We start from the raw sequence: 9210 nt of genomic DNA, 5'->3' as shown, positions 1-9210 counted from the left end.
CTGGACTATTTGAGCTCACTTGACTGCGATCAGGCACAAGGCTACTACATTGCCCGGCCCATGCGTGGTGACGACGTTGACGACTGGTTTCAGAAACGGGAATTGCAGCGCGAGCTTGCCCGGGTTCAGGCGCTTAAAGACATCGGTGTACTTGATACTGACCCTGAATCAAGATTCGATGTCATCACCCAACTGGCCAGAAAACTTCTTAAAGCACCGGTGTCATTTATTTCTTTGGTTGATGAAAACCGGCAATGGTTCAAGTCAGCGAATGGTATCAATTTTACCGAAACACCACGAGACGAGTCATTTTGCTCGCTGGCCATTCAAAGCGACGGTCTTTTTGTAGTGGAAGATGCGTTGGACATACCGTTGTTAGCGGACAACCCGCTGGTGATACGTGAACCCGGGATCAGGAGTTATGCAGGGATCCCGCTGATCATCGATGGCGGTCACGCAGTTGGAGCGTTATGCGTTTGTGATACAGAACCTCGCCGTTACTCCGAGCGCGAGAAACAGATTCTCGAAGAGCTTGCCCGCCTGGCACAACGTGAGCTGCGGACGCGTGTGGAGAAACCCCCACTTCAAAGCAGTCCTTTTGTCGATGGGCTGAGCAAGCAAGAATTCAGAGGCCTGGCTGAAACTATCTGGGCGGTCAGTCAAAACCTGAATCTCAAATTCTCAACCATCTCCTTGAAAATTGACGGCCTGGAGCTGATTAACGAACGTTTTGGGCGCAGCGAGGGCGATGCGTGTCTCAAGGCGATGGCTGCGCTGGTCAACAGTTTTGCTGGTCAGACTGATTTGACGGGACGTGCTCGCAATACATTGCTAACCGTCCACATGATTGATTGCAGTGATGAGCAGCTTGAAGTGGTGGCCCAGGAGCTGCAAGCGAAGCTTGAGGATTGGGAAAGCCACAATGGCGCTCTCGCTGAGTACCTTAAGCTATCACATGGTATTTACTCGTGTTTACCTCAGGATCATGCCAATCTTGCCAGTGTAGTCGAACATGCAATTCGTGGGTTGGAGCGCCATCAAACCCCTGAGGCTGAGGTTATCAAAGTTAGCTGACGAGCTTTTGTGGTAAAATTTCCCACGGCAAGGTATGCTGACGTCAATCTGATGCTTTCAAGCCCATAATTATGCAGTGTTCACCGCAGCGACAGGTCACCTGGCAGGTATTGCCCAGCGCGCGACGCAGCTTTTCTCTGCGTTTGCGGGCTTTGTGGTGTCTGGCGCTGATATCTCTGTTGCTGAGCGGCCCGTTGCAAGCCGATCAATCCGGCTGGCCACCACGCCCGCTGGCGGCGCTGCAGGCTGAACCTGTTGCGTTTGCCCGCGCCGATCTGGACACGCTGCGCGAAGGCAGTGAATTTCACTTCACCCTGCCGGGCGATGGCATTGTGCTTGCGTCCGGGCAGGTTTTGACTGTCATTCATGGCCGTATTACGCACGATGACCGTTATATCAACAACGATCGGGTGCTGCGCGGCGAGGGTGTCAATCAGGATATCAGTGTGGTGCTCACGCTCGGGCAAAACGCCCTGTTTGCCGATTTGGGCATCGGAGACGAGCGCTGGGTGCTGGCGGCAGAAGGGGAACACACCCTGAATGGCTGGTTCTACCAGCCAACAGGCAGTCTGGGCGCCGGTGCAGAAAACGATTTTGTTATCCCGCAATACGATCATAAACAACCACGCAAGGCTGAGCCCTTGACGCTGCCGGGAGCGGTATCGGACAACAGGTCAGTGGTTGAGTCGCAGGCCGGTCTGCAGATCACTCAGCGCTTCAGTCAGGATGTGGTGACGCTGGGTGAAACAGCAGAAATCGAGGTCATCGTCGAGTTCCGCAATCAGGGCAGCAACACGGTCTCCGGCCTTGATCCCGATATTTATTTTATTCTGGAAGATGCCGCGCTGGTCAGCGCTCCGGCTTGCCGTCAACGGACGTCGCAGGGGGCACAACCCATACTCAGTTGTGAACTTGACGGTCCGCTGGCACCCGGCGGCAGTGGATCATTCAGCTATATCGTCAGAGTCGGGCCGCGCGCCGAGGTTGGCCGGGTGGTCAGCACGGTGCTGCTGGACGATATCCGCAGTGATGCCTACATCAATGTGGTCAACGATGTTGTTGGCGGCGGGTCAAGTGACAGCATCAGCCCCTTTAATCAAAGGCTGGCTGAACAAAGCAATATTGACCGCCTGGGCAATGTGGTCATCGATGTGATGGTTTTGTATACCCCTGATGCTCAGTCTGTTTACGGCATACATACTGTCACACGCATCAATCAGTTGATCAGTGTGGCGAACCAGATTTACCACAACAGCGGTATCGGCATAACCCTGCGACCGGTTCATCATGGCCGTGTCGAGTATCCGGCCTCACAGGCAGACATGCATACCATGCTGCGGCAGCTGACCTATGGTGAGCATGCCGCATTCGCCAACGTGGCCGCGCTGCGCGAGCGCTACGGTGCGGATATGGTTGTGGTGTTTCGTCCGCTGTCGGCGCAGACCAACTTGTGTGGACTTGCCAATCTGGGCGGGTATCGCACAAATGGTGATCTCACGGCGTTTGACGACCGGGACTACGCGTACTCGCTGGCTGCCATTGATTGTCCGGTCAGCAGCGTGCTGGCGCACGAATTGGGCCACAATATGGGTTTGACACATTCGCATCGCGAAGATGGCGGCGGTGGGACCTTCAGTTTTGCGACCGGGCACGGCGTTGACCATACCTTTGCTACCGTGATGGCGAACCCCAAAGCCTTTAATGCCAGCCAGCGCATCCCGCTGTTTTCCAGCCCCGACCTTGACTGTGCCGGGCTGCCTTGTGGGGTCCGTCATGAGGACCCTGAGTATGGTGCCGATGCCGTCAGAACGCTTAATCTGGTGCGTTACCAGGTTGCCGATTTCATGCCGACCCGGGTGGCTGATCGCGCTGGCAGGCGCGTCGGCGCGTTTGATGGCAGCCCCAGTGGGGCCTATATAGGCATCTCTGCCACCACCGATAAGGGCTTGAGTAACGCTGATTCTGTGGCGTTGTCACAGAGCATGGATATCAGCGCCGAATTTTACATAGATCCTTCCCATATCGGCCAGCGCGGCCACTTTCACGTGCTGGCGGATCTGAGCAGCGCGGGTCTGGGTTTTGTGCAGCTCAATGACCGCGGTGAAGTGTTCGAGTGGGACGGTGACGTTGAAAAACTGGTGGCTTTTAATACCGCTGAACCGCTGAACGCGGTAGAGTATTTGCGCATTCTGAATGACTTCAAACCCCTGCCCGAAATGGCGGGCACACCGATCGTTGTGTTTGTTGCCTATCGCCTGATTGAATCGGGTGAGCTGATTTATACCCTGGAACCCATGGTGGTTGACGTCCGGTCGACGCCCTGACAGCCTGCCAATCAACAACCGTCTGTTGCCGTCCCCGTGTTATACTCGCCAGCGGTCGCTTCCGCATGAACGCGACTCATTGTCGGGCAGCCGTCGGGATGCAACGTTATGGCAACATTTAAACAGATCGGTCTGGTCGGACGACCCGGGCACAGCGGTGTCGTGGCAACGCTGGAGCGGCTGATTGAATTTCTCCGGACCCGCAAACTGGATGTCATCCTGGAGCACAAAACCGCCGATTTGCTGCCGACCCATTCCCTGTCGGTCTGCAAACGCCATGAACTGGGCGCGGAAAGCGACCTGGTGATTGTGGTGGGTGGTGATGGCAGCATGCTCAACGCTGCCCGGGTGCTGGTGAATCATGATGTGCCGGTGCTGGGTATCAACCGCGGCCGTCTGGGCTTTCTCACGGATATCCGTCCCGATGAAATCGAAGACACCCTGGGCGCCGTCCTTGATGGCCGCTACCATGAAGAATCCCGCTTTATGCTGGAGTTTGAAGTGGCACGTGATGGCAATCTGCTGCCTGGTGGTACGGCGCTGAATGACATCGTCCTGCACCCGGGCACAGCAGCCCAGATGCTGGAGTTCGAGTTGTTTATTGCGGGTCAGTTTGTCAATTCCCAGCAATCTGACGGTTTGATTGTGGCAACGCCAACCGGTTCTACGGCATATTCGCTGTCAGCCGGCGGCCCGATCATGCATCCAAGTTTAAACGCCATGGTGCTGGTGCCCATGTACCCGCATACCCTGAGCAGCCGACCACTGGTTGTTGATGCAGACAATGAAGTCCGTGTGGTTGTGGTCAAGCAGCGTGCCATCGTGCCACTGGTCAGTTGTGACGGGGCGGTGCGCTTTCATACCGAGCCGGGCGACGAAATCATCATCCGTAAAAAATCCCGACCGCTGCGATTGATTCATCCGCTGGACTACAGTTACTACGAAGTCTGCCGCAGCAAGCTGGGCTGGGGCAACCGTCTGGTCAAAGACGATGCATAGAGCTGTTGTTGTTGATGCAGCGCTGGATTTGCGTCCGTTTGTGCGTTATCTGCAGTCCCGTATCATGCCGCACCATATTACTGAAGAGTCGGGTAACCTGGTGGTGTGGGCACGCTCTGAGCAAGAAGCGGAACTGATTGCCGAAGCATTCGCGCGGTGGCAGGCTGATGAGCTTGATATTCCCCTGACCACTGCCAGCTCCGCCGCTGTGCCGATGTTTTCCGGCAAAACCGTATTGCAGAATCTGCTGGTGGCGATCTGGCAGGCACCGGTCAGCATGTTACTGATCGGTGCCTGTCTGCTGGTGGCCCTGATCAGCAATCTGGGCGCCGATCCGATGGCCGTGCGTGGCCTGTTTTTCCCGGATCTGCGGCAGGCGGGCCTGCTGGATTCGCCGCTGATTTTCCTGCGTACGCTGACACCCGCGCTGCTGCACTTTGGTCCCGTGCATCTGGTGTTTAACCTGTTATGGCTATGGTACTTTGGCCGCATGATTGAACCGGTACTGGGCTGGTGGCGTTATGTCGCACTGATTCTGCTGACTGCCTTTGGTGGTAACATGGCGCAGTACCTGTGGTCGGGTAACGGCATGTTTGGCGGCATGTCCGGTGTGGTTTACGGCCTGCTCGGATTTATCTGGATGTGGCAGACAGTGCAACCGAGGTCTGCGCTGCGCCTGCCAACGGCCATGATTATGGTGTTCCTGGTTGCTCTGGTCCTGATGGGTGTACTGGCATCGTCGATGATAGCCACGGCGGCGCACCTGGGTGGCCTGCTCAGTGGTATGGCCGTCGGTGTTATATTTGGCATTTGGCTTCGACACAGATGAGAGATTGTTATGTCTGACAAAAATATCGAGTCGCTGCAGGATATTCTCGCCATGATGAATCCTGAAGTGCATATGAACCTGAAAACAGCCGTTGAACTCGGGCGCTGGCCGGACGGGCGTAAACTCAGTCCCGAACAGGTGGAATATTGTCTGCAGGCTATCATTGCCTACGAGCAGGAATTTCTGCCTGAGCAGCAGCGTGTGGGTTACATCGATCGCACGGGTCTGAAGAATACCCGGTCTGCAACAGGGCGAGAGGGTGACAGTGAAGCTGATCAAGACCAGATCATGCCCATCAATGTAGTCAAGCACTGATGCCCTGGTATGACCGCGCCGACAACAGGAGACGATAAAGAATGGATGTTCTGGCCCATGGCCTGATGCGCAAAATGCACAGCCGTCTTGAGGCGCCGGTGGCTTACCGGTTGCCGTTGGCGGATTCACAGATGCCCATGAACACATTGTTGGGGAAAACCGTCAGGCTGCGTTATACCGGTCAGATTCAGTGCGTGCATTGTGGCCGCAATACCAACAAAAGTTTTAACTCCGGGTATTGTTATCCCTGTTTCCAGTCCCTGGCGCAATGTGACAGCTGCATCATACATCCGGAAAAATGTCATTATGATCAGGGCACGTGCCGGGAGCCGGCCTGGGGTGAAGAGTTCTGCATGCAGGACCATATCATCTACCTGGCCAATTCGTCCGGCATCAAAGTGGGTATCACCCGCGCAACGCAGGTACCGACGCGCTGGGTTGACCAGGGCGCGGTGCAGGCCTTGCCTATCGCCCGGGTGAGAACCCGGCTGCAAAGCGGTGCCCTGGAAGTGATGTTCAAACAGCATGTTGCTGATAAAACCAACTGGCGCGATATGCTCAGGGAAGGTGATCAGGTTGTTGATCTGGCCGCCGAAAAAGCGCGATTGCTGGACCTGTGCAACGATGACCTACAGGAGATGATCCAGCGTTTCGGGTTTCATGCCATCAGTGTGCTGCATGGCATTGACCCGGTTGATATCCGTTATCCCGTGCAGGGTTATCCGGAAAAGATTGCGTCCTACAACTTTGACAAAGATCCGTTGATAGAGGGCACCTTGCTGGGCATCAAGGGGCAATACCTGATGTTCGACGGCGGCGTGATCAATATACGACGTTATGCCGGTTACCACGTAGAATTGAGCAGTTCCTAGAATGAGGTAGAAAGATTATGCGAGACGCACAAGCCAGAACCATACGTTTGGAAGATTATCAGGTACCTGCATTTCTGATCGACACAACCGAGTTGCATTTTGATCTGGAAGAAACCCGGACCCGCGTGACTTCCCGGCTGTTGATTCGCCGCAATGCGGCGCTGGTAGGCAATGATCAGACGTCACTGCGCCTGGATGGTCAGGACATGGAACTGAAATCGCTGCGCATAGATGGCAAGGACCTGGCCGCAAGTGACTACGACATAGGCGACGAGTCATTGACCATCAAGGCACTGTCGTCGTTCGCTGAAAAATCGCTGGATGAAGGGTTTGTACTGGAATGTGTCACGCTGCTGAAACCCCAGGATAACACCAGTCTCGAGGGGCTTTACAAGTCACGCACCATGTTCTGTACCCAGTGTGAGGCCGAAGGTTTCCGCAAAATCACCTATTATCTGGATCGGCCTGACGTCATGTCAGTCTTTACCACCACCATCGTCGCTGATAAAAAAAGATACCCGGTGCTTTTATCAAACGGCAATGATATTGCCCGGGGTGATCTGGACGATGGCAGGCACTGGGTCAGCTGGGAAGATCCATTCCGCAAACCCTGTTACCTGTTCGCACTGGTGGCAGGGGATCTGAAGCATATCGAAGACAGTTTCACGACCTGCAGCCAGCGTGATATTACGCTGCGCATATTTGTTGAAGAGAAAGACCTGGATAAATGCGACCACGCCATGGACTCGCTGAAACATGCCATGCGCTGGGACGAAGAGGTTTATGGCCGCGAGTATGACCTGGACATCTTCATGATAGTGGCAGTTGACGATTTCAACATGGGCGCCATGGAGAACAAGGGCCTCAATATCTTCAACACGTCCTGTGTGCTTGCCAACCCGTCCACAACAACGGATCTGGCGTTCCAGCGTGTGGAAGCCGTTGTCGCGCACGAATATTTCCACAACTGGTCGGGCAACCGGGTGACCTGCCGGGACTGGTTCCAGCTCAGCCTGAAAGAAGGGTTTACGGTGTTCCGTGACTCTGAGTTCTCCGCCGATATGGGTTCGCGCAGCGTCAAGCGCGTGGAAGATGTCAGCTTTCTGCGTACCGCGCAGTTTGCTGAGGATGCCGGTCCGATGGCTCATCCGGTGCGACCTGATTCCTATATGGAGATCTCCAATTTTTATACGCTGACCATTTATGAAAAAGGCGCCGAAGTGGTGCGCATGATTCGTGAGTTGCTGGGCCCCGACAAATTCCGCGCCGGCTCCGATCTATATTTCCAGCGTCATGATGGACAGGCAGTGACCACCGAAGATTTTGTTTGCGCGATGGAAGATGCCAGCGGCGTCAACCTGAGCCAGTTCCGGCGCTGGTATACCCAGGCCGGTACACCACAGCTGAAAATCAGCGACAACTACGATGCATCCGCGCAGACCTACGAACTGCTGGTCAGGCAGTCATGTCCGCCGACACCGGAGCAATCCCACAAAGAGCCCTTTCATATTCCCCTGCGCATGGGGCTGCTCGACGCTGATGGCAATGACCTGCCATTGGTGCTTGCCGGTGAGCACAGGCCCGATGCGGCAGAGTTGCCTGTACCCACAGAACGCGTGCTGGATGTGACCCGCGAAGTACAGAGCTTCGTTTTCAAGGGAATACCCGGCAAACCGGTGCCATCATTGCTGCGCGGGTTTTCCGCGCCGGTGAAGCTGCAGTTTGACTACTCACGCGATGACCTGCTGTTTATCATGACGCGCGACAGCGATGGTTTTAATCGCTGGAGTGCGGCGCAGGACCTTGCCGTGGCCGTGATGCAGGAAATGCTTGCGGCCCATCAGCAAGGACAACAGCTGACGATCGATGCCCGGCTGATAAACGCGTTTGGCGATGTTCTGCGCAGCGCTGTGGCTGATGCGCGCGGTGCAGGTGAACTGGATCAGGCGATGCTGGCGCAATTGTTGAGCCTGCCGTCTGCCGCCTATCTGGGCGAACTGTCTGATGAGATTGACGTGGATGGTATTCACGCGGTGCGTGAAACCCTGGCCGATACCCTGGCAACAACGCATGAGTCGGCGTTCGCTGAACTGTATGAGTTATGTCAGTCCGATGCCGCCTATCAACCCGATGCCGCCAGTATTGCGCGGCGGGCCCTGAAAAATTGTTGCCTGGCCTACCTGGCGCGGACGCAGAAAACTAGCTGGCTCGAAGTCTGCTTCCGGCAGTTCAACGAGGCCGGTAACATGACCGATGTGGATGCGGCACTGCGACTGCTGATCAACAGCCAGGCGACGGCGGCAGAGCCATTGCGGGCCCGGGCATTGAGCGAGTTCTATCAGCGCTGGCAACATGAATCGCTGGTGGTGAATCAGTGGTTCAGCGTACAGGCTATTGCATCACGTCCGGGCACTCTGCAGCAGGTAAAAGCGCTGATGAATCACGAGGCTTTCGACATGCGCAACCCGAACAAAGTGCGGGCACTGATCAGTGCTTTCTGCAACATGAACGCGGTGAACTTCCACAACCTCAGTGGCGAGGGTTACACCTTCCTGGCCGATCAGGTCATTACCCTGAACCGCCTCAACCCGCAGATCGCAGCCCGTCTGTTGACACCACTGACGCGCTGGAAAAAGTATAACCCGGCACGTCAGCAACTGATGAAGGCAGAGCTGGAGCGCATCATGGCGGAGCCCGAACTGTCGAGGGATGTGTATGAGGTGGTGAGCAAAAGCCTGTCGTAGAAAAGAATGGGGACGGAGAAAAGAATGGGGACGGAGAAAAGAATGGGGACGGA

Annotated in this window: 7 protein-coding genes; all 7 read left to right on the top strand. The window is 55.6% G+C overall.

Annotated elements, in window-relative coordinates; genetic code table 11:
* The coding region (locus WD071_RS16015; RefSeq protein ID WP_368049404.1) for a GAF domain-containing protein at nucleotides 1-1074 on the top strand (1074 nt) is incomplete at its 5' end.
* 71 nt (nucleotides 1075-1145) lie between these two features.
* The gene (locus WD071_RS16010; RefSeq protein ID WP_368049403.1) at nucleotides 1146-3398 is read left to right on the top strand and encodes a reprolysin-like metallopeptidase; all 2253 of its coding nucleotides are present in this window, start codon (nucleotides 1146-1148) and stop codon (nucleotides 3396-3398) included.
* 108 nt (nucleotides 3399-3506) lie between these two features.
* On the top strand, nucleotides 3507-4397 hold the full coding sequence (locus WD071_RS16005) for an NAD(+) kinase (protein ID WP_368049402.1): 891 nt from the start codon (nucleotides 3507-3509) through the stop codon (nucleotides 4395-4397).
* The gene (locus WD071_RS16000; RefSeq protein WP_368049401.1) at nucleotides 4390-5226 is read left to right on the top strand and encodes a rhomboid family intramembrane serine protease; all 837 of its coding nucleotides are present in this window, start codon (nucleotides 4390-4392) and stop codon (nucleotides 5224-5226) included. Before WD071_RS16005 ends, WD071_RS16000 begins: the two co-directional genes overlap by 8 nt.
* A 9-nt stretch (nucleotides 5227-5235) precedes the next feature.
* Nucleotides 5236-5541, top strand: coding sequence for a YeaC family protein (locus WD071_RS15995; RefSeq protein WP_368049400.1), 306 nt, complete (start codon nucleotides 5236-5238; stop codon nucleotides 5539-5541).
* Between the two features lie 41 nt (nucleotides 5542-5582).
* Nucleotides 5583-6413 carry a DUF2797 domain-containing protein gene (locus tag WD071_RS15990; RefSeq protein WP_368049399.1) on the top strand — a complete coding sequence of 277 codons (831 nt, stop codon included), beginning with the start codon at nucleotides 5583-5585 and terminating at the stop codon, nucleotides 6411-6413.
* A 17-nt stretch (nucleotides 6414-6430) separates the two neighbouring features.
* On the top strand, nucleotides 6431-9157 hold the full coding sequence (gene pepN / locus WD071_RS15985; RefSeq protein ID WP_368049398.1) for an aminopeptidase N: 2727 nt from the start codon (nucleotides 6431-6433) through the stop codon (nucleotides 9155-9157).
* Nucleotides 9158-9210 lie beyond the last annotated feature (53 nt).

Origin of the sequence: Pseudohongiella sp., from assembly GCF_040877505.1 — a bacterium.
Classification (GTDB): domain Bacteria; phylum Pseudomonadota; class Gammaproteobacteria; order Pseudomonadales; family Pseudohongiellaceae; genus Pseudohongiella.
This window is presented reverse-complemented; position numbering and strand designations above follow the sequence as displayed.

Coding starts and splice junctions, on each gene's coding strand:
- WD071_RS16010 (WP_368049403.1), top strand. CDS start 1,146: ATGCAGTGTTCACCGCAGCGACAGGTCACCTGGCAGGTATTGCCCAGC.
- WD071_RS16005 (WP_368049402.1), top strand. CDS start 3,507: ATGGCAACATTTAAACAGATCGGTCTGGTCGGACGACCCGGGCACAGC.
- WD071_RS16000 (WP_368049401.1), top strand. CDS start 4,390: ATGCATAGAGCTGTTGTTGTTGATGCAGCGCTGGATTTGCGTCCGTTT.
- WD071_RS15995 (WP_368049400.1), top strand. CDS start 5,236: ATGTCTGACAAAAATATCGAGTCGCTGCAGGATATTCTCGCCATGATG.
- WD071_RS15990 (WP_368049399.1), top strand. CDS start 5,583: ATGGATGTTCTGGCCCATGGCCTGATGCGCAAAATGCACAGCCGTCTT.
- pepN (WP_368049398.1), top strand. CDS start 6,431: ATGCGAGACGCACAAGCCAGAACCATACGTTTGGAAGATTATCAGGTA.